The organism is Peribacillus frigoritolerans (genome assembly GCF_004358755.1).
In the GTDB taxonomy this organism is placed as follows: domain Bacteria; phylum Bacillota; class Bacilli; order Bacillales; family Bacillaceae; genus Bacillus_P.
In genome coordinates this window covers 418,892-439,436 of sequence record NZ_SMZY01000002.1, presented here as the reverse complement: position 1 = coordinate 439,436, position 20,545 = coordinate 418,892, and the positions used below count along the sequence as shown (strand labels likewise).

General features: G+C 40.9%; 24 protein-coding genes. 16 read left to right on the top strand and 8 right to left on the bottom strand.

The window, feature by feature from the left end:
- Positions 1 to 432 precede the first annotated feature (432 nt).
- Positions 433 to 1,158 (top strand): Bax inhibitor-1/YccA family protein, encoded by a 726-nt coding sequence (locus E2R53_RS09660; protein WP_133311558.1) that lies wholly within the window; start codon positions 433 to 435, stop codon positions 1,156 to 1,158.
- 35 nt (positions 1,159 to 1,193) lie between these two features.
- Here the strand turns inward: E2R53_RS09660 and E2R53_RS09655 are convergent, their stop codons facing one another.
- Positions 1,194 to 2,525: a DUF4179 domain-containing protein gene (locus tag E2R53_RS09655; protein WP_133311557.1), complete on the bottom strand. Its 1,332-nt coding sequence runs from the start codon at positions 2,523 to 2,525 to the stop codon at positions 1,194 to 1,196.
- Complete coding sequence (locus E2R53_RS09650; RefSeq protein WP_286166133.1) at positions 2,518 to 3,036, bottom strand: sigma-70 family RNA polymerase sigma factor; 519 nt, start codon at positions 3,034 to 3,036, stop codon at positions 2,518 to 2,520. Before E2R53_RS09650 ends, E2R53_RS09655 begins: the two co-directional genes overlap by 8 nt.
- 418 nt (positions 3,037 to 3,454) lie before the next feature.
- Between E2R53_RS09650 and E2R53_RS09645 the strand changes: the two genes are divergently transcribed.
- The 7 genes from E2R53_RS09645 (at position 3,455) to E2R53_RS09615 (ending at position 9,470) form a co-directional block, all read left to right on the top strand.
- Complete coding sequence (locus E2R53_RS09645; protein ID WP_133311556.1) at positions 3,455 to 4,546, top strand: Gfo/Idh/MocA family protein; 1,092 nt, start codon at positions 3,455 to 3,457, stop codon at positions 4,544 to 4,546.
- A gap of 51 nt (positions 4,547 to 4,597) precedes the next feature.
- The gene (locus E2R53_RS09640; protein WP_133311555.1) at positions 4,598 to 5,623 is read left to right on the top strand and encodes a Gfo/Idh/MocA family protein; all 1,026 of its coding nucleotides are present in this window, start codon (positions 4,598 to 4,600) and stop codon (positions 5,621 to 5,623) included.
- A 12-nt stretch (positions 5,624 to 5,635) separates the two neighbouring features.
- Positions 5,636 to 6,394, top strand: a complete 759-nt coding sequence (locus tag E2R53_RS09635) for a sugar phosphate isomerase/epimerase family protein (protein WP_133311554.1) — start codon at positions 5,636 to 5,638, stop codon at positions 6,392 to 6,394.
- A gap of 14 nt (positions 6,395 to 6,408) precedes the next feature.
- Positions 6,409 to 7,377 (top strand): sugar phosphate isomerase/epimerase family protein, encoded by a 969-nt coding sequence (locus E2R53_RS09630; RefSeq protein WP_133311553.1) that lies wholly within the window; start codon positions 6,409 to 6,411, stop codon positions 7,375 to 7,377.
- Positions 7,378 to 7,546: 169 nt separating this feature from the next.
- Positions 7,547 to 8,551 carry a LacI family DNA-binding transcriptional regulator gene (locus tag E2R53_RS09625; RefSeq protein ID WP_133311552.1) on the top strand — a complete coding sequence of 335 codons (1,005 nt, stop codon included), beginning with the start codon at positions 7,547 to 7,549 and terminating at the stop codon, positions 8,549 to 8,551.
- Between the two features lie 136 nt (positions 8,552 to 8,687).
- Entirely contained in the window at positions 8,688 to 9,020 is a 333-nt protein-coding gene (locus E2R53_RS09620; protein ID WP_133311551.1) for an AbrB/MazE/SpoVT family DNA-binding domain-containing protein, read from the top strand.
- 48 nt (positions 9,021 to 9,068) lie between these two features.
- Positions 9,069 to 9,470, top strand: coding sequence for a hypothetical protein (locus E2R53_RS09615; protein WP_133311550.1), 402 nt, complete (start codon positions 9,069 to 9,071; stop codon positions 9,468 to 9,470).
- Positions 9,471 to 9,764: 294 nt separating this feature from the next.
- Here the strand turns inward: E2R53_RS09615 and E2R53_RS09610 are convergent, their stop codons facing one another.
- Positions 9,765 to 9,941, bottom strand: a complete 177-nt coding sequence (locus E2R53_RS09610; RefSeq protein ID WP_224771257.1) for an aspartyl-phosphate phosphatase Spo0E family protein — start codon at positions 9,939 to 9,941, stop codon at positions 9,765 to 9,767.
- A 107-nt stretch (positions 9,942 to 10,048) separates the two neighbouring features.
- On the bottom strand, positions 10,049 to 10,489 hold the full coding sequence (locus E2R53_RS09605; protein WP_133311549.1) for a MarR family winged helix-turn-helix transcriptional regulator: 441 nt from the start codon (positions 10,487 to 10,489) through the stop codon (positions 10,049 to 10,051).
- A 117-nt stretch (positions 10,490 to 10,606) separates the two neighbouring features.
- Here E2R53_RS09605 and E2R53_RS09600 point away from each other — a divergent pair, with 117 nt between their 5' ends.
- Entirely contained in the window at positions 10,607 to 11,020 is a 414-nt protein-coding gene (locus tag E2R53_RS09600; RefSeq protein WP_133311548.1) for an organic hydroperoxide resistance protein, read from the top strand.
- A gap of 46 nt (positions 11,021 to 11,066) precedes the next feature.
- Here the strand turns inward: E2R53_RS09600 and E2R53_RS09595 are convergent, their stop codons facing one another.
- Positions 11,067 to 12,194 (bottom strand): S8 family peptidase, encoded by a 1,128-nt coding sequence (locus tag E2R53_RS09595; protein ID WP_133311547.1) that lies wholly within the window; start codon positions 12,192 to 12,194, stop codon positions 11,067 to 11,069.
- Positions 12,195 to 12,494: 300 nt separating this feature from the next.
- Between E2R53_RS09595 and E2R53_RS09590 the strand changes: the two genes are divergently transcribed.
- The 3 genes from E2R53_RS09590 (at position 12,495) to E2R53_RS09585 (ending at position 16,063) form a co-directional block, all read left to right on the top strand.
- Positions 12,495 to 13,748, top strand: a complete 1,254-nt coding sequence (locus E2R53_RS09590; protein ID WP_133311546.1) for a helix-turn-helix transcriptional regulator — start codon at positions 12,495 to 12,497, stop codon at positions 13,746 to 13,748.
- Between the two features lie 20 nt (positions 13,749 to 13,768).
- On the top strand, positions 13,769 to 13,924 hold the full coding sequence (locus tag E2R53_RS23210; protein WP_154318085.1) for a hypothetical protein: 156 nt from the start codon (positions 13,769 to 13,771) through the stop codon (positions 13,922 to 13,924).
- 411 nt (positions 13,925 to 14,335) lie between these two features.
- Positions 14,336 to 16,063 carry a methyl-accepting chemotaxis protein gene (locus E2R53_RS09585; RefSeq protein ID WP_133311545.1) on the top strand — a complete coding sequence of 576 codons (1,728 nt, stop codon included), beginning with the start codon at positions 14,336 to 14,338 and terminating at the stop codon, positions 16,061 to 16,063.
- A 142-nt stretch (positions 16,064 to 16,205) separates the two neighbouring features.
- Here the strand turns inward: E2R53_RS09585 and E2R53_RS09580 are convergent, their stop codons facing one another.
- A complete protein-coding gene (locus tag E2R53_RS09580; protein WP_133311544.1) occupies positions 16,206 to 16,535 on the bottom strand; it encodes a MerR family transcriptional regulator in 330 nt (109 codons plus the stop codon).
- Between the two features lie 191 nt (positions 16,536 to 16,726).
- On the opposite strand from E2R53_RS09580, the gene E2R53_RS23205 reads away from it, so the two are divergent.
- The 4 genes from E2R53_RS23205 to E2R53_RS09565 all read left to right on the top strand — a co-directional run bounded on the left by E2R53_RS23205 (position 16,727) and on the right by E2R53_RS09565 (position 19,240).
- Positions 16,727 to 16,882, top strand: coding sequence for a hypothetical protein (locus E2R53_RS23205; protein WP_165970943.1), 156 nt, complete (start codon positions 16,727 to 16,729; stop codon positions 16,880 to 16,882).
- Positions 16,883 to 17,293: 411 nt separating this feature from the next.
- Entirely contained in the window at positions 17,294 to 17,479 is a 186-nt protein-coding gene (fbpA, locus tag E2R53_RS09575) for a Fur-regulated basic protein FbpA (RefSeq protein WP_133311543.1), read from the top strand.
- A 324-nt stretch (positions 17,480 to 17,803) separates the two neighbouring features.
- A complete protein-coding gene (mobA, locus tag E2R53_RS09570) occupies positions 17,804 to 18,397 on the top strand; it encodes a molybdenum cofactor guanylyltransferase (protein WP_133311542.1) in 594 nt (197 codons plus the stop codon).
- Between the two features lie 384 nt (positions 18,398 to 18,781).
- Positions 18,782 to 19,240 carry a MarR family winged helix-turn-helix transcriptional regulator gene (locus E2R53_RS09565; RefSeq protein ID WP_435796788.1) on the top strand — a complete coding sequence of 153 codons (459 nt, stop codon included), beginning with the start codon at positions 18,782 to 18,784 and terminating at the stop codon, positions 19,238 to 19,240.
- A 57-nt stretch (positions 19,241 to 19,297) separates the two neighbouring features.
- Here E2R53_RS09565 and E2R53_RS09560 read toward each other — a convergent pair whose 3' ends face one another.
- Together E2R53_RS09560 and E2R53_RS09555 are read right to left on the bottom strand one after the other, a co-directional pair.
- Positions 19,298 to 19,636, bottom strand: coding sequence for a hypothetical protein (locus tag E2R53_RS09560; protein WP_133311540.1), 339 nt, complete (start codon positions 19,634 to 19,636; stop codon positions 19,298 to 19,300).
- Positions 19,637 to 19,710: 74 nt separating this feature from the next.
- Entirely contained in the window at positions 19,711 to 20,520 is an 810-nt protein-coding gene (locus E2R53_RS09555) for a hypothetical protein (RefSeq protein WP_133311539.1), read from the bottom strand.
- Between the last annotated feature and the right edge of the window lie 25 nt (positions 20,521 to 20,545).

The following is a 20,545-nucleotide window of genomic DNA, read 5'->3' as shown; positions in this document are numbered from 1 at the left end:
AAATACTGATCATACAAAATGAGCACCTCAGGTAAAAGAACAAAATAATCAGGTCAATACAAAATGAACACCTCAAATAAAGAACAAAATGATCAGGTCATACAAAATGAGCACAAGAGGTGATCAAAATGATCAAGAAAAGTGACAAAATGAGCAGAAGAAGTGATCAAAATGAGCACCTGCATAGATAGATTATATATAAAGAATAGATAAAGAGAATTTAAAGAGAATTTAAAGAGAATTTAAAAAGAAATGATAAAAAATTCATTCTTCTGCTACTCATTCTTCATTTCTCTTTATAGTGTCAGTGAAGAAGATTTTCATACCCTGCGAAGAAATAAGATATACTGAAACTAGCAACCTATTTTGGTCATGAAACTTTATGGCCGATTGTACGTATTACAATCAAACCCAAAGAGAGGAAGATAACGCTTGAGAACTTCAAATCCAGCTTTAAAAGCTTTTACAAAACGGGAAGGATCATACGCAAGCAAGCCGATGACGCTTATGGGAGCAATTAATAAATCATTTTTGCTGTTGTTTATTTTGATGACTGCTGCAGGTGCAGCGTGGTATTACAGTGCACAGGGACAGGATGTGACGGCCATTATGATCGGCGGGGCGATTGGCGGATTCATCGTTGCGCTGATTGTCAGCTTTGTTCCAAAGACAGCTCCTGTTTTGGCGCCTGTATACGCTGTGCTTGAAGGGATGTTTGTTGGAGGAATTTCAGCTTATTACGCATCGCTCTACGAGGGAATCGTGATGCAGGCTGTACTCCTTACGGCAAGTGTTTTCCTTGCTTTGCTCCTGGCCTACCGTTCAAGATTAATCAAAGTAACACGCAATTTCAGATTAGGGGTTATTGCTGCTACGGGCGGAATCATGATTATGTATTTGCTGTCATTCGTGCTCGGATTCTTCGGAGTTACGGTTCCATTTTTGCACGATGCCTCTCCGGTCGGCATACTGATTTCTGTTGCTATCGTGATTGTGGCAGCACTGAATCTTGTTCTGGACTTCGACTTTATTGAAAATGGATCGAAGGCAGGTCTTCCGAAGCATATGGAATGGTATGCAGGCTTTGCTCTTCTGGTCACATTAGTTTGGCTTTATCTTGAGATTTTGCGTCTGCTTGCGAAATTGCGCAGGAACTAACAAAAAATGCCCGCTGACTGTGAGCGGGCATTTTCTCATTTGATTTGAATTCTTGTCTTTTTTTCTATATAGCCAGGATAGTCGACAAATTTCATAGAAAGCGGGCCCTTCGTTATTTTGCTGCGGTCAAACTGGATGGCGAATCGCTTTTCGCCTGTATCAGAAGATGGACCTTCGTCGGAAGAACTGCCGGACATATTGACGCCATTAGCATCTGTTACCTCATTGATAAACATGCTTGAGGCTTCTTTCTCCTCATAATAGGCAAATGAAACTTCATTTTTTAAAACCTCAATTTTACTGAACACATCATCTTGAGGTCTCTTTAGCACGGTATTCGTCTCAGGATCAACGATGACAACTAAATCCGATTTTTTGACTGCATGGATTTTGCTGAATTCGAGGTAAAGTTCCTTTGGCTGTTCAAAATAATTGCTTTCTAGATAAATCATATCTTCTGATGCACTAATTTCTTTTCCAACAAGTCCATTATGATAAATCGACCATGGCTCTCCTCTTTCATCGACAAGCCTGAGGTCCTCAAATACAAAGAGCTCCATTGTATTATTCTTATCGAACTGAACTTGCAGTGCTGCAGAAAGGGGAGTGATCTCGGCCTTTTTGAATGTGATTTTCTGTTTTTGGACTGTAACGGTCTGATCAATATTGATCACTTTCATTTTTTCATCAACCAGATCCTGATCCAGGTGAAAGGAGAATTGAAACACAGCTGCCTCTGGGCGGGAAAGGGGCCTCTTAGTATGAACCTCCAATTTGAGCTGAAAATCTTCTTTATTCATAGGCTCCGAAAAATCATATTCCATTGACCAATCCGAACTTTTATTTTTTGCTAATTCCTCGTCTATATGCCCTGAAGTGAAAAAAGCATTTTGAGTTAAATCTGCAGATCCTGAATGCAATTCCATGTTTTTTATTTTTACTTTTGCCTTTTCCGACTGATTATGAATTGTATAAAAAATCTTCAATTTCCTCTGATCCATGATCGCGGAATCAATTGTAATTTTAATGCTGCTATGTTCATCCGATACCCCAATTTCCTGTGCGAAATTATTTTCGACTGCAGACATCAGCCCTTTGTTGAAGCGGATGATTTCAACCATTTTTTCCATTCCGGGAAAAGAACTAACATACTCTGCAAATACTGGTGAGACCCGTACAAGTGTAATGAATGTGAAAATGAAGACAGCAGCTGCAAGCGACGCCCATTTAATCGAAGGCCGCTTTTTTTTCCGTTTCGCTTTTTGAAAGCCTGCCATGATTGCATCATCAAGACTCTCATGGGGAATGTTGATTTGAGCTGTCTTTTTCTTTAAGTTTGTTAACTCGCTTTCTTCTCTTTCAAACATGAAAATTCCCTCCCTCGTCAAGATGCTGCCGCAATAAAGCGAGTGCTTTAGTAAGCCAGGTTTTCACTGTGCTCTCCGGACAGTTCAGCTGCTGTGCAATGTCCTTGATTTTAAGATCATGAATGTACTTCATCATGATTACATTTTGGTATTTTTCATCCAGCCGCAGCAGGGCCTCTTCAATTTCAAGATGAACAAAGGAATCAGTGCCAAAACGAGAGGCGGCCAGTTCCTGATTAATCTGGATTCTTTTTTGTCTCTTCATTTGATCATGACAATAATTCAGCATGATTCGAATCAGATAGGTGGTGAAGAAAGAAGGCTCTTTCACTTTATGAAGCGATTTATATGCACGGAAGGTGACTTCTTGTACGGCTTCAAGCGCATCCATTTCATTTCTTAAATACATAAATGCTGTCCGGTAAAGCTGTTCCTTATGCTGCTTCATTAAAAGCAGGAAGGCCCCGTCATCACCTTTGATGGCTTTTTCCGCGAATGTGGGGTCTGTCAAAATGGATTCCTCCTTATTGGTCTGCAGATCGTGTAGGCGTTCTGCGGTTTCCCCGATTAAAAAGAAAATCAAGCTGGCAAAATGAATGGTCAAATCGGCTGAAAATAGCTATAAAAAATTTCCACTCTCGCTAATAAAACCTCAATTTCGCTCTATCCTTTGCTGCCTCTATCCATTAGACTGAGATCTTCAAAAAAAGTTTTAAATAACAGCCGTTTTTTTCAGAATACATGAAAAATAAATTTAAAGAATAATATTTTCAAATTTTTATTTTATTAAAAGCGCTTTCATGTTAGAATGAATTTGTCGAAACGTTTCACATTGAATTCCGCTTAATTTATATAGGGATTTCTACATATATTTTTAATTGATGTGAAACGTTTCAAAATTATAATCGGAATTAACTCGGAGGTGGACAATGAGTACGATTGTTCGAGTTGGAATTATCGGGTGCGGAGGAATTGCGACCGGGAAGCATATGCCTGCTCTCGCACGGCTGAAGAATGTACAGATGGTGGCTTTCTTTGATCTCGTTGAAGAAAGAGCGATTGAAGCAAAAATGCAATATGGATCAGAAATGGCCGAGCATTACACAGACTTTAGAGAATTGCTTGCAAATCCTGGAGTGGATGTTGTACATGTATGTACGCCGAATGATTCACATTCAGACATTTCAATTGCAGCTTTGGAGGCAGGGAAGCATGTGATGTGCGAAAAGCCGATGGCAACTTCTGCTGCTGAAGCACGAAAAATGCTTGAGACGGCACAGCGTACAGGCAAAAAATTATCGGTTGCCTACCAGAATCGCTACCGCGCAGACAGCCTGCATTTAAAAACGCTTTGTGAAGAAGGCGAGCTTGGTGATATCTATTTTGCAAAAGCACATGCCATCAGAAGACGTGCAGTACCGACGTGGGGCGTGTTTTTGGATAAAGAAAAGCAGGGCGGAGGTCCATTAATCGACATCGGCACTCATGCTCTTGATCTGACGTTATGGATGATGAATAATTATGAGCCAAAAATGGTTGTCGGAACAGCTTTTCATAAACTTGGAACAAAAGAAAATGCTGCAAATCTCTGGGGCCCTTGGGATCCTGAGAAATTCAAAGTCGAAGATTCCGCTTTTGCCTATATTACGATGCAAAACGGAGCAACCATCTTCCTTGAGTCAAGCTGGGCACTGAATTCCGTGAATATCGGGGAAAGCAAATGCACCCTGATGGGAACAGAAGGCGGAGCTGATATGGATAATGGCCTGCGCATCAATGGTGAGCGGCACGGCAAGCTTTATACGACGATGGTGGACTTGGATGAGTCAGGTGCATCCGTTGTTGACGGCAAGCTTGAAAGCGAAGCAGATATTGAAGCAAGACTATGGATTGAATCCATCATTGAAGATAAAGATCCAATTGTAAAACCTGAACAAGCCCTTATCGTAACTGAAATTCTGGAAGCGATTTATAAATCGTCAGAAACAGGCGAACCTGTTTATTTTGAAAGAAAAGAATAGAAATTAAACTAGGAATCGATTTCATAACCTAACCCTCAGGAGGAAATAATCATGAAAACTTTAAAAATCGGCGTTATCGGATGCGGAAGCATTTCAAAGCACAGACATTTGCCTGAATGGGCTGGAAACAAATTTGCTGAAATCGTTGCTGTCTGCGATATAAACGAAGACCGTGCAAACCTTACAGCACAACAATACAATGCAAAAGCATTCACAGACTACAGAGAGCTTCTTGCCCTTGAAGAGATCGACGCTGTAAGCGTTTGTACTCCAAATGCCCTTCATGCGCCAATTTCAATTGATGCGCTTAATGCAGGCAAGCATGTTCTTTGCGAAAAGCCAATGGCTACATCAAAAGAAGAAGCAGAAGCAATGATAGCAGCTGCGAAAGAAAACAGCCGCAAGCTTATGATCGGCCACAACCAGCGTTTTGTGCCTTCACATGAAAAAGCTAGAGAACTGATCAAAAACGGAGAAATTGGCAAAGTATTCTCTTTCCGTACGGCATTTGGCCATGGCGGTCCTGAAGGCTGGAGTGCAGACGGACGCGAAAGCTGGTTCTTCAAGAAAGAAGACGCTTTTATCGGTGCAATGGGAGACCTTGGTGTTCATAAAGCGGACTTAATGCGCTACATCCTCGGCGAAGAAGTGACAGAAGTGGCAGCATTCGTTGATACAGTTGCTAAAGAAGGCGCAGATGTTGATGATAATGCAGTATGTGTGCTAAAAACAGAAAGCGGCATTATGGGTTCTCTTGCAGCAAGCTGGTCTTACAGCAAAGAAGATAATGCAACAGTCATCTACGGTGAAAAAGGCGTTCTTCGTTTAGAAGATCATCCAGAATTCTCTTTAATTGCTCAATATACAACGGGTGAAGTAGTAAACTATGAATTAGGCAAAATTCAATCAAACGATGAAGGCGGACAAACATCTTCAAAAGTCATCGATAAATTCGTAGACAGCATCATCGGCAACACGGAGCCTGCTGTTTCCGGAGAAGAAGGCTACAAATCTCTTAAAATTGTTCTTGGCGCTTTAGAGTCAAACGAAACTAAAACAATCGTTAAACTTTCATAAGGGGGAGAAATCATGACGAAAAAAGGACTTCAGCTCTATACAATCAGAACGCTGCTTGAGAAGGATTTTCTCGGCACTTTAAAAAAAGTGGCCGATCTCGGGTACGAAGGGGTACAGTTTGCAGGCTATTATGACACGCCTGCCGATCGTCTGAATACAGCTTTAAAAGAGTATGGACTGAAGGCAGCGGGGAGTCATGTGCCTTATGACCAAATCACGGGGGATGGGCTTAAACAAGTGATTTCTTATAATCAGGAAATCGGAAACGACCTGATTATCATGCCTTATTTGACGGAAGAGCAAAGAACAGGTCTTGATGATTACAAACGCATTGCCGAAGAATTAAACAAAGCGGGTGAAATCATTAACCAGGAAGGCCTGCAGCTTGCTTATCATAATCATGATTTTGAATTTGATCAATTCGGAGAGCAGACACCTTTTGATGTTCTGGTGAATGAGACGGACGCAAAGCTTGTAAAATTCGAGCTTGACTGCTATTGGGTTTCCTTTGCGGGACTTGATCCTCTGGCTCTTATCAAAGAGCAGCGCGAGCGTGTTGTTACCCTTCATATTAAAGATATGAAAGAAACAAATGGCGAGAAGCAGAGCACAGTCATCGGCACTGGACAGCTTGACATGAAATCATTGCTTACCCTTGGAAAAGAGCTTGAGCTGCCATGGTTTATCGTTGAACAGGAGCACTTCGAAGGCGATTTGATGGACGCAGTTGCGCTCAACTCGAAAAAAATGGACGAGCTATTAAAAGCATAGAAAGGAAGATTACGATGAAACTTGGAGTTTTCACTGTTTTATTTTCAGATAAAAACCTTGATGAGATGTTAGATTACGTGAAAGCATCAGGTGTAGAAGCTGTTGAGATTGGAACAGGCTGCTATCCTGGAAATGCACATTGTTCTTTAGAAGAACTTCTAGGCAACAAAGAAAAACAAAATGAGTATTTGGAAAAAGTCACTTCACGCGGACTGACAATCAGCGCGTTCAGCTGCCACGGCAATCCGATTTCACCGGATGCGGCATTTGCTGCTGAATCTCATCAAACTTTGGTTAACACGATTAAGCTTGCGAATGAAATGAACGTTCCTGTTGTCAACTGTTTCTCAGGAACAGCAGGCGATCATGAAGATGCAAAATATCCAAACTGGCCGGTAGCACCATGGCCGAACGAATACAATGACGTATTAAAATGGCAATGGGAGCAAAAATTGATTCCTTACTGGAAGGAAGTCGGAGAGCTTGCACAAAGCCTAAACGTAAAAATAGGTTTAGAGCTTCACGGCGGATTCCTTGTTCATACTCCTTATACTTTATTGAAGCTAAGAGAAGAAACATGTGATGCGATCGGTGCTAACCTTGACCCAAGTCACTTATGGTGGCAGGGCATTGACCCTGTTGGCGCCATTAAAATTCTTGGCAAAGCAGGAGCGATTCATCATTTCCACGCAAAAGACACATACCTTGATCAGGACAATATTAACATGTATGGCTTGACAGACATGCAGCCTTACGGCGAAATTCAGTCAAGAGCATGGAATTTCCGTTCCGTCGGCTGCGGCCACAGCATGCAGGAGTGGTCTGATATGATCAGCGCACTTAGAACATACGGTTATGACTATGTTGTGAGCATTGAGCATGAAGATCCGATCATGTCGATTGAAGAAGGCTTCCAGCGAGCGGTTACAAACCTGAAAAGCGTATTAATTAAAGATCAGCCGACGAATATGTGGTGGGCTTAAGCAGTATTCTAAGGTTAAATCGGTTCTCTTTCGCATTCAAACCGGCCATTGCATGCCGGTTTGAATGGCGATAGACCGTTTCCTCAACCCGCAAACTCCCCGGGAAAATCCCCGTTAAAGTCATCTCAGGCAACCAGAAAGAAGCAATGAAAGTAAGGTGGAGAATCGTATGGCCACAATCAAAGATGTTGCAAAATTGGCAGGGGTAGCTGTTTCAACAGCATCCTATGCGTTAAATCATAATTCAAGAGTGAATGCAGAAACCGCCAAACGTGTTTTAGAAGCTGCAAAAACGTTAAACTACCAGAAAAACGGGATTGCAAGAGACCTAAAACGAAGCAAAACCGAAACGATCGGGATTATCGTTCAGGATCTTTCCGGACCTTTTTATTCTGAACTGATGCGCGGTGTTCAGGATACGCTGCTTACACACCAATATGGCCTTATCGCCTGCAGTTCTATCGGAGGCAATGTGACAACAGCTTCAAAGTTCTTGCAGGAACGCCGCGTGGATGGTGTCATTATTTTGGCTGAAAGCCTTCCGGATGAACTGATTCTTGGGTCGGTCAGAGAGGATTTTCCAATCATCGTCCTTGACCGGAAGCTTGACAGCGATTCGATCATCCATGTGCTTGTCGATAATTTTTCTGGAGGCTATCAGGCAACACAGCATTTAATCGACCTTGGCCACAAGAAGCTCGCATATATTGGCGGACCTTCTCATAATCGTGATAACCAGCTTCGGTTTGAAGGCTATAAACAGGCCCTTAAAGACTCATGCATCACCCTGCATCCAAGCTGGATCCTTCAGGGGCAATATACGAGGGAAGGCGGCTATTCTGCTGCCAAAATTCTCATGATGCAGGGAAATGCACCGTCTGCCGTCTTTTGTGCAAATGATGAAATGGCTGTCGGAGCATTAAAAGCATTTAAAGAATCCGGTCTGCATATACCAGATGACTTATCCATCATCGGCTTTGACGATATTGAAATTTCCCAATATATCTCGCCGCCGCTTTCAACGGTCAAGCAATCGAATTATGAAATTGGTTCTCTCGCGGCTCATCTTATCTACCAGGCTTTAAATGAGGGAATTGAAGGGAAAGATTACATTTTGCCGACAGAGCTTGTCCTTAGAAAATCCACCAGTGCTGCTAAAAAAATGGAGGCTTGAAAGCAATCAGGATCTCTGATTGTTTTTTAGTGCTGCACTGGCTGCAATATAGCCGCATGTCAGTGCGTGAAACAAGGAAATTATCGTTTTTCATGCTATAATAGATGGTATCTTTAAAAGGAATGGAGTGATATCGTTGAAAACAGGCCCATTTTTCGTGAAAATCTGGTCAAATGGTCAAGTGATGATCCCTTCCTACATTCGAAAAAAACTAAACATACAGACAGGTGAACGGGTCGTCGTTCAGACAGATGGAAAAACCATCGATTTAATCATGGATGATAACAACGCCTTTGAAAATGAAACAACTTTAAGCAGCAAGGGAACGATAACCATACCGAGTGAGATACGAAATATATGTGAAATTGATGTGGGAGAAAAACTGAAGATAGAATGGAATGAACAGGGGCAAAAAGTGACCTTTGTTCCTCCAGATGAAATGACAGGTTCAAATAAACTATCAAGCTGATCAGCCGGCCGGTTCTCGGCCGGTTTCAGTTTGTACGGGGGTAAAAAAGTGAGAAACATACATAAGGTTCTAATCCTCTGTCTTCTTGCCCTGTTCCTGTCTGCATGCAAGGATGAAGATGAGGGCCGTGACAGAAGGCTGGTGGTGGTAGAGGATATGCTTGAAGCCATTCTGGATGAAGATAAAAGAGATATGAGAGACATCTATATAGAAGGAGCCTATCATTCCCCGCAAGAGCTGATCTCGCTGAAAAAGAAGTGGAAGATAGACAATCTGGAACTCGAAGATTTTGAAATCAAAGAAGAAAGCTTTTATGTATTCCGCGCCTATTATGATCAGGATGATCAAAAGGAAAGTAAAGCCATTGCCTTTCGAGTGAGGGAAACAGAAGAAGATGAACTGATCGTTGATTATGTCGATCAGGTAGTGGAAGAAAAAGAGAATCCGTAAAAAGGGATCGTCCAATAAGTCTTTTAAATGAAGCAGGCAGGAAAAACAAATGTTATTTCCTGTCTGCTTTTTTCTGCAGGCTCTTTTCGTAAAATTTGTTGTTTTAGACTACATGTTAAAAATCTTGAGTGGATTGCAGCGGAAAGGAACGGACAACATTTATAATCTAAAACAATAATTACGCGAAAACAGACTTTCTGGAAAGCCCTTTTAAGGTGAAAGAATATATTTCTGCCCATTTATATTTACAGCGGATCTCCGTTTCATTGCCTGAACTCCCGCTTTTTAAACTTGCTAATTCAATACTTGATTCTTTCGTTCCATCCATTTCGATGGTTCTATCTGCATGCCGATATTCAAAATGCGGTCAAGCTGCTGACTTGCTTTTAGGGTAGTCACGGAACTAAGTCCGTCTCTTTTGGCGCTTTCAAACATTTCCTGCCGATATTTCTCAATTAGAACATCTACCATATTCAAGAGAATCACCTCACATTTCATGCAAAATATCCGTGAATAGTTTATATATCGTCACTTATTACCTGTTTTAAACAACTGTTGTTCTTTTTTAAGAAAAATAATTATAAAGAAGTCAGTTTTTTCAGGAGGCTACGAAATTCGTGATTCAGCCTCTCGAAATCTTCCCGCGAAAGACCGCTTGAATTCAGCATGTATTCAGGGACACGATATGCTTCTTCTTTCAGGTTTTGGCCCTTTGCCGTTAAACTGATTTCTACTTTGCGCTCATCTGCTTTTGAACGAATGCGCTCAACCAAACCGGCTTCTTCAAGTCTTTTAAGAAGAGGTGTGAGTGTGCCTGAATCTAATAAGAGCTCCTTGCCTAAATCCTTCACGCTCATTTTCTCATGCTCCCACAAAACAAGCATGACCAAATATTGAGGGTATGTCAGCTCAAGCTCCTGCAAAATGGGTCTGTACATTTTTGTCATCTCCCTGGAACACGCATAAATGGAAAAACAAAGCTGATGTTCCAGGCTTAGAGGATGTTTCTCTGATGGCATTGGTTCATTGCTCCCGACATTTATTGATTGACAAACCCATTATACCGTTGGTATATTAGTTTTGCAAAAACAAATTGTGTACAATTTAATTTTATAAAATGAAAAGGAGATAATAGCATGCAAAAACTTTACACAGCAACTGCAACTGCCACAGGCGGAAGAGAAGGAAGAGTCCAGACGAAAGACAAGGAGCTTGACCTTGCCATTGATATGCCAAAAGCACTTGGCGGAAGAGGCGGAGCGGGAACGAACCCTGAGCAATTATTTGCAGCAGGATATTCCGCTTGCTTTGACAGTGCATTAAATTTGGTAGCAAGAACCGAGCGTGAAAAAATCGGCCAAACATCTGTTACATCCCATGTATCGATCGGGAAGGATGATTCTGGTTTCGGCTTATCTGTTATTTTAGAGGTTCACATTCCAGACATATCAAAAGAAAGAGCGGAAGAGCTTGTACAGAAAGCTCATGGTGTTTGTCCTTATTCAAAAGCAACAAAAGGAAATATCGAGGTTGAATTAAAAGTTGTCTAATACCTGAAAAAGAGCTCATGTCCAAAAGGACCGAGCTCTTTTTACTTTATTGGATTGCAGCCTGTACATTGATAAGTCCTGCACCATAATAAAATGGATCACCAAGTCGAACAGCTGTATTTTTCAAGCGGTTCCGCACTTCGATATTAGACATGTTCGGGTATTTAGAAAGAATTAATGCGGCTGCACCTGCTACATGCGGCGATGCCATCGATGTTCCGTTAAAAGAGGCATATTTATTGCCTGGGACCGTGCTCAATATGCTGACACCCGGAGCCATGACTTCAAGCTCTGAGCCGACACTTGAAAAAGATGCCCGGCTGTTCGCTGCGTCGACCGCACCCACTGCAATAACGGAACTGTATTTGGCCGGATAGCCAATTGTGTTTCGTTTGCCCTTTGAGCCGCTATTTCCAGCAGCTGCAACAACAACAACGCCTTTATTATAAGCTTGATCGACAGCCTGCTGCAGAGCAGTTGATCCCTGGCTGCCGCCAAGACTCATATTGATGACATCCATTCCATTGTCAACCGCCCATTCAATGCCTTGAGCAATTCCGCTGTATGAGCCGCTTCCTGAAGAATCAAGAACTTTTACAGCATAAAGTGAGACGTCCGGAGCAGCGCCCAAAACACCTGTTGAATTATTTAATGCAGCGACAGTCCCGGCCACGTGAGTTCCATGGCTGTCACCATCTATAAACGGATTCGGTTCAGAGGATATAAAGCTTGCGCCTCCGGCCACATTCAAATCTTCATGAGAGGCATCAATTCCTGTATCAAGAACAGCAACTTTTACGCCGCTTCCTTTAACTCCCGAAGATTGAACAGCATCTGCTTTAATTTGGGGAATTCCGTATGGAACGGTCTGGCCTATAGCCTGTGCTTCAAAATCTTCCTCAATAAAAGTGACATTCGGATTTTTTTGAAGAGCAGCAGCTGCATGATCAGGCAGAGAAGCGTGGACAACATTCATATATTTAAATTGATGCTTGACCTTGCCGCCGGCAACCGAGATTATGTTTGCCTTACCTTTAGAATCTTTGAGAGATGCCTTAATCCCTATTAAATAATCTTTCTTAGCTGAAATAGCGTCAGCAGGCTGTGCAGAAAAAATCATGGAGAAAAATAGAATAAAAGCAAACAAAATACTCAGAGCCTTCCACTTTTTCATGAATAAACCCCCTTAAATAGTATAGAATAATCTTGCAGTCTAAAAAGTTTGACTATTCTATCAATTATGCTACCATTTTAATAGAGTCATTTGTATTGGGAAAGACAGGTCTATTTTCAGGAATAATAGGGAGAAATAGGAGGGATGTTTCCTGGGATTATTGCATATTGGGAAATATGGGTCTTTATTTTATGTATTATTCAGAAAAATTGAGGCTATTTTCCCAATACGAAAGCAAAAGGATTCGGCATAATAAAGAGAGAACTAAACATACAGATTAGTATAGATGAGGTGCTGAATATGGAAATCGGAAGTCGAATAAGGTTCTATCGCATACAGCAGAATAAGACCCAGGAGGAACTTTCACGAGGCATCATTTCCACTTCTTACTTATCAAAAATCGAAAACAATCAGACGACCGCAAGTATTGAGGTCCTTGATTACTTATGCAGCAGGCTTGAGATCAACCTCATCGAAGAAGAAGAAATCCCCCTGATGAAATCCTTATTTGACTGGTATCATGATATCGTTCACCGCAAGCACGATCATCTGAAAAAAAGGTACATTGACCTGCAGAAAGAAATCCAATCGTCAAGTGACACAACAGCCATGATTTACTTCGTACTGTTTGAATTCAGGTATTTATTGACGGAAAGAGAGTTTGCAGAAGCGGATGCATTGCTTGAAAAAATCAACATGTACAAAGATATCTTCGAAGAAAAGATGACTTATTATTATGAGAAATTTGTCGGCCTTCATCACTATCTTCAAAGTAAATACTCTTCGGCCCTCATGCACCTTAAAGGTGCGGAGCGTTTTTTAACGAAGCACCTGCCGTTTGAGAAGTGGGAGGAAGCAGATCTCTATTATTCAATTGCCCTGACTTTGAGTCAATTAAGAAAAGCGGCACTGGTCATCCAGTACACTCACCTTGCTTTAAATATATATCAATCAAGATATGATTTAATGAGATGTGCGGAGTGTCAGATCTTGCTTGGGATTAATTATTTGCGGTGCGAAGAGCATACCCGCTCAGAAGAAAGCTATTTGCTGGCAAGGAAAATTGCCGAGCAGCTGAATGATAAAAGTCTGCTTGGAATGATCTATCACAATATGGGGTATCTCAGTTCAATCACCAGAAAATATGAACAGGCAATTGATCGCTACAATGAAGCTCTGCAATTTAAAGATAAGAATGAATCATTAAGCACCATTTTTTCGATTCTGTATGCCTATTATCAATTAGAAAATAAAGAAGAGGCTGAGAAGTGGATCGTAGAGGGCAAAACGATATTAGAAAATAACCCTAATCAGGAATATCACTATCATTTTAAAATCTATGAATATTTACTGCAGGATAATCTCACTTCTGAATTTGAATATTTTATGATGGAAGTCGTTATCCCTTATTTTATAGAGCACGAAAAACAGCAGTATATTATCGAGTATTCAGAGCTTATGGCATCCTACTTTGAAGATCGCCACAAATACAAATCAGCCGTTCAATATTACCAAATCGTATGCAGCGCTTTGAAACGGGCATATGCAAACTAAATAACAAGGGAGAGCTTGTCATGAAAAAAATAGTAATGGGCATCACCGCTGGCGTTTTTTCACTAGCATTTGCAGCAGGAGTTGGATTGTTTTCTGAGCCGGATCATCCGAAAATTGTATCAGAGCCGGATCACCCGAAAATCGTTTCTGAACCAGATCATCCGAAAATTGTATAAATATTTTAAAAAGACGGCGCATATGCGCTGTCTTTTTTTGCTTGCAGAAAAACAGCATCGCAGCTTTGTTTCTAAATTAATTCGCGGGGTTTCGGAAATAATTCATGCGGTTTCCAAATTAATTCATGGGGTTTCGGAAATAATTCGCGGGGTTTCGGAAATAATTCATGCGGTTTCCAAATTAATTCATGGGGTTTCGGAAATAATTCGCGGGGTTTCTGAATTAATTCTTGCAATTCCGGAAATAATTCCTGCGTTTGTCAATTGAAATTGATCCCGCTTTTCTTAATGCTTCTCTTAATATTCTGTCAAAATAGCCGATGAAATAGATATGAGCCATATTTCACAGGAGAAATGGAACTGAAGTGAGGAATATTGTCTATATTTCAGAAAAGAGGGGGCACCTAAAGGATGAAACGGTTAAATAAAAGGAAGCCGGGAGAGAAAAAGAGCTTTGCATCATTTACGTTAAAAGGGAAGCTGCTCGGCAGTTTTTCGGTTATTATTGTGCTCAGTCTTTTGATGGCGGCATTTAATATTATTGGTTTCAGCATGGTTAACAGCGGGACAAAGCAGATTGTGCAGGAGGATATGCAGTCGCTTCTCGCAGAAGGAAAGCTCAGAGATAATATCACGCAGCGCGTGTCTCTTATTAGAGCGTATTTTATTTATGGAAAAAATGAATATAAAGATCAATATTATGAGCTGACTGAAGATAGTCAGGCGCTGCAGAAAAAACTCCTTGCCCAAAGTGATAACCCGAAAAGCCGCGAGTTAATGGAAAAAAGTGCTGAATGGGAAGAAATTGTGGAAGAAGAAGTCATTAAAAGCTTTGATTCCGGAATGAGAGTAACGGCGAACCAGACGCTTCGCGGGGATGTGCAAAATCTTGCCGATGAGCTGACAGATGGGTTTGATTCTCTCGCCAGTGAAAGAGAAAAGGCCATTATCGAAGACGGAGATGCAATCATTAATCAAGGCCGGTTTATTAATATTCTTGGGATTGTGTTTTCAGTTGTGATTGTCGCAATCGGTGTCTTCCTGGCCATCCGGATTTCTAATGCGCTCACAAAACCGATTTTATCAATCGTCAGCCGAATGAAGGCGATCTCAAATGGTCAGCTGAATCATGCGCCTCTTGTATCCGAAACGCGCGATGAAATAGGCGACCTCATCCAGTCTGTAAATGAAATGAATCAGCAGCTGAATGGTATTGTGAAAGATATTTCAGGAGCTTCTTTGTCTGTTGCAGAGCAGAGTGAACAGCTTCAAACCTCATCAAAAGAGCTGAAGGCAGGAAGCGAGCAAATTGCCTCAACCATGCAGGAGCTGTCTTCAGGTGCGGAAACACAGGCAAACTCAGCGTCCGACCTGGCTGAAACAATGGGCGAACTGATGAATTCGATTTACATCGCCAACCAAAATGGCCAGGCTGTCGCAAAAGCTTCTGCCGAAGTGCTGAATCAATCACAAACAGGCTACTCATTAATGAGCGAGTCTGTCAGTCAAATGAACCGCATTAATGATTTAATGGAAAATACCGTGCTGAAAGTGAAGCGGCTTGATGAGCAATCAGGACAGATTTCCACTTTAGTAGACGTCATTCAAAGCATCGCAGACCAAACCAATCTCCTGGCTCTTAATGCAGCAATCGAAGCTGCACGTGCCGGAGAACATGGGAGAGGATTCGCAGTTGTGGCAGATGAAGTCCGCAAGCTTGCTGAACAGGTATCAAGGTCGATTGTTGATATTAATAAAATAGTAGGCAATGTGAGAAAAGAAACGGAAGAAGTAGCTGAAAACCTTGGACATGGATATGAGCAGATTGTAAAAGGGGCAAAATCCATTCACGATACAGGGGAAAGCTTTTCTGAAATCAAAGCTTTTATTGAAGATATGTCAACTAGAATTGTCACCATTCAGACGGATTTAAATCAGATCATGAAAAACAGTGAAGTAATGAATGAATCCATATCAAGCATTGCATCCGTATCGGAAGAAGCAGCTGCAGGAATTGAACAAACAGCAGCATCCGCAGAGCAGTCCAGCCAGTCCATGGAAGAAATCTCAAGCAACGCAGATGCCTTATCAGACTTGTCTGGAAAACTGAGCAGACTCGTTAATCGGTTCCAGTTTTAGACAGTTATATATCGGGTTGAATAAATTCGAGAATAATGCCGCTGGGTTTTATGCTTGATTTTTCACCCTTACCTAAAAAAGCTCAGAGCATTTAAAATGACTCCGAGCTTTTTGTGCATCATTGTTATGAATTTTTTGCCCCTCATTTCTTATTCCGGAAATGAAATTGCGCGTTAAGCTGGCCTTCGAGCATTTTTTTTCGGTAATCCGGTTTGCTGCGCATTTCTTTTTTTCGCATTTCTTTTAGGATTTCATTTGTCTGTACTCCATCTTCGCGTTTGTTTGCGATTTCCATGAGCCTCTCTACATCGGAAAATGAGTATTTTCTTGTTCCCCGTGTTGTTCTTTGGGGAGAAATTAAATGTCTTTCTTCATAATAACGGATCTGCCTTAGTGATAAGCCGGTGAGTTCGCTGACAATTCCAATTGAAATTACTTTCTTGTCTTTATATGAGTGGTCGTGCTGTTCCATCTTTCCACCCCGCACATTAGATTCTTTTTCCAATTATACCTCACACTGAACTGGAAAAGTGAAGTTTTGTGAGAAAATCTAACACGGTTTGTCAGAAAAAGAAAATAGTATGTAAGGTTTATTGACAAGAATGCTGTTAAAAGGTTTTTTTCTTATTAAACTAACAGTAAGAGTTTGAAGGAGGAGACAGCATGGACATGAAGAAGGCAGCTGAAATTGCCAAAAAAATCGTGGAATTAGATGTAAGGAGGGATGAGATGCTTGAGGATCTGCAGACCGTTATCGGGAAAGATGCTCATGAATTTCTGCGCTTTGTGCAAAATGGTTTCTTGAAAAAATCATCCTGATTTGCGGATGAGGGGTTTGAGGAGGAATAGCCTGTTAAATATTGAGTCAGCTCATGGATGTATTCTTCAGTGAATAATGAAGTTACATCACCGAAACGGTTAAGATTCGTTTCATATGCACATAAAAATAGAAGCTTTTCATCTGGAATTGAAAGGCGTGCGAAAAAGAGCTGTTCATGCTTTGGTTCAAGGGTATTAAGGAAGTAAATATCTTGATCATGCTGGTTTCTGCGGAAAGCTGCAGGCCGAATATGCTTCACTGTTTCATCATCTCCTGGATCGATTTAGAAACTAGTGTCGACCATTTACAGCTTTTTAACACATGTCAGTGAATTTTTACACTCCCTTAACTGAAGGGCAACATTTTACGGGTAAAGTGAAGAGAGGACAAAATGAAAGGGGAAATGAGAAATGAGTAAGTTATTTCAAAAAGCATTGGAAGACCAAAGAGCCTTTTACTGCAAGAAGCTATTATCGCTTGGCATTTATAATCCAGAAGTTTTAAGCAGCATGACCCTGTCAGAGTTGAAAAAGGAATATCATTATTTTTATAAAAATATCCCTTTAATCAAGCTTTCACATAAAAAGTCTGTTTGAACCTGAGTTGAGAGTGTTTAAAAAAAGAGCATTCAACCTGTATGTGATCTTGTCTTTATTGGGGTTTGGAGGAACTTTTCGGATGACAGAATCAGTCTCGCGCATGCTGTTTTCGATAAATTCATGTAATCATGATAGCCTCGGTTCAAAGTCGAGTTCGTCTCCGGCTTTTTTTCTTGCGAGAAACGCAAGAAACTCCTTCAGCGCTTCTTCAATGAATTTCCTCTTCCGTTTCCATTCTCCATATAAAATGAAATTAGAGATAATAGCTTCGACTGATCATTGTGTGTTAAGATGAGAAAAAGATGTGAAGGCAGTGGCTAAATGGGAATGAAACTTGCAGGTATCGTTTTAGCCGGCGGGCAGTCACGGCGGTTTGGTTCAGATAAAGCACTTGAGACTTACGAAGAAAGTACTTTTTTGGATGTTGCTTTGAAGGAATTGAAAGCGGTAACAGAAACTGTGGCAGTTATCGGGCGAACAAATCATTCGAATGAGAATGTTCAATTTTACGGAGATAGCGCCAAATATAAGGGTATGGGCCCTCTCGCAGGATTATATACAGCCATGAAAAAGGTTCAGGCAGACTGGTATCTCGTACTGGCATGCGATATGCCGCTTATTGATCAGGAGATTCTGGCAGTTCTTCAATCAGGCATAAATGAAAAACAGGCGGCTGTCATCCCGGTTATACACGGAAAATGTCATCCTTTATGCGCATTATATCATTGTTCAGCTTTCTCAATGATTGAGAGACTACTAGATCAAAAGCAATTAAAGATGATGACCTTGCTTGATCAATTAAATCCCGTCTATTTAGACGAATCTAATTTCAAGAATCCCGGCCGTTTTGCCAATATAAATAGGCGAGAGGATTTGAGGATATTAGGAGAAGGTGACCGGCAAAGTTTTAATTAGGAATGGGTACAATGGGCATGAATGATTCCTCATTTCAGATGAAACCCAGTATGATTCCACAAAACAGGTCCAATCCTGAAAAAGAGGAATCATAAGACCTGTATGATTCCAACAAATGGGTCAAATCCTGAAAAAGTGGAATCAAAGTCCCAGTATGATTCCACAAAACAGATCCAATCCTGAAAAAGAGGAATCAAAGGCCATGTATGATTCCCCAATAAGTCCAATTCACCTAAATAAGGGAATCATTAGACCGCAGTGATGCTCCCTATGAATCTGGTGATTCAAAAAAGAAACTACTTCAAAAAACACAAGATTGATAGTAGAATAAACTGTGTGAATCTTAAGACATTTTAAGAATGTCAAAGTAAGAGGGCGATGAGAATGGTGTCTTATACAGATGAAGAACTTGAACTTTCATTGAATTTATTTAAAACGTTTGCAAGAGCTTTTAAAAGTGTTTCAGAGCACTCTATCCGCGACAGCAAAGAACACGGCTTTAATCCGACGGAATTTTCCGTGCTTGAACTGCTTTACACGAAGGGCCCGCAAAAGCTTCAGCAAATCGGCTCAAGGCTGCTGCTTGTCAGCGGCAATGTGACCTATGTCATTGATAAGCTTGAAAAAAATGAATTTATCTACCGTGAACAAGATCCAAAAGATAAACGGTCTGTCTATGCGAAACTGACTGAAAAAGGACAATCCTATCTGGATGAAATTTACCCGATTCACACGCATAGAATGGCGCGCGCCTTTTCGGGGCTTTCTACTGAAGAGCAGCAGCAGCTCATGGCTTTGCTTAAAAAAGCAGGCGTTCATAGCCAGCATTTATTGTTTCGTTAAAAAATCCCGCAGATGGCGGGATTTTTTTGATGAATTGATTATTTTTCTAGAGATGTTTTATTGTTTAAACAGAAAAAAGTACGTATTCTCCACATTCATTTTCTTTGTATAATCCACCCATTTGATGTTTCTGATTTGGCTCTCAAGCTTTGTATTCACTTCATGTTCAATTTCCTGCATGAGTCTGGCCGTCTGATCATAGGTCATACAAAAGTGTTCTGCGGCCTGCTTATAGGGTGAATGCCTGACGAGCAGGTAAATGAACTGGTCTTTTGATTTTGCCTTCTGTGCAAGCTTTTCCTCCGCATGTTCAATAAATTGATATAGCTCTCGTTTTTCACTAGGGAGGGCAGCCAGGATTTGTTTCGTTAACAAGCCTAATAATGTTGAGTTCATGTTATTTCACCTTTTAAAGCGTAATCATTACTATTTATAGTATAAACGATTTCTTTCTTAATTGAAAGAAATGTTCATTTAAAGAAAGAAATCCAAATAAGACCGCTCACTGCTGAAAAAAACAAATGAAGACATGCAAATATAGCAAATCCGTTTGTGCTTACGACAGTACCGAGCTGAAATAGTATGCCTTGAAAGCAAAGCAAGCTTATAAATAAAAGGGCCTTTGCTGATTTGTTTTTGGACAGCGTCATCAGTGTATAAATCAAGCTTGCCAGGCAAAAAAAGATGGAGTTGCCCGCAATATGATCTCGTGCTGCATCCGAAAACCAGCCAGGCTGAAAATGATACATAGAAAAAGGAACAGTTGCAGCCCAGGTCAAGGAAAGAGTAATTGTTACATTTATAAAATAGAGGGACATCTTTTTTGCAGTAAGATTCCCTTTTTTCAAAAAGCTGTACCAGACGAAAGAAATATAGAATGCTGCAGGAAGGAAAGCAGTTGTAAAGTAAGTTTTCCACCAGTGATGCTCATATATTTCTAAGTGCAAGAATAGGACCTCTATTGCAGATATACAAAAGCTGATCAGCAGCATAACTGGAACACCAAGTCTGAAAAAAGCGATGACGACAGCGGTCATCGGTACGATCATGACCTGGCTGAAAAGCGATCCAAAAGAGCTGTCATAGAAAGGGTCTTTGAAAACTTCAGGCTTATACGTGTATGAATGAAAGAAAACAAAAATGAGAATTTCAAATAAGTATGCAAGACCTGCATTGAATAACCATAAGGGAATCAGCATGTGCGGGTCTTTTTTTGCAGCAGCAGCTGAAAGGAACAGGCTTATGAGAAACAGCAGGAAAAACCAGATGATATTAGGCATAGATCGGCTCCATATGTGTAAGGGT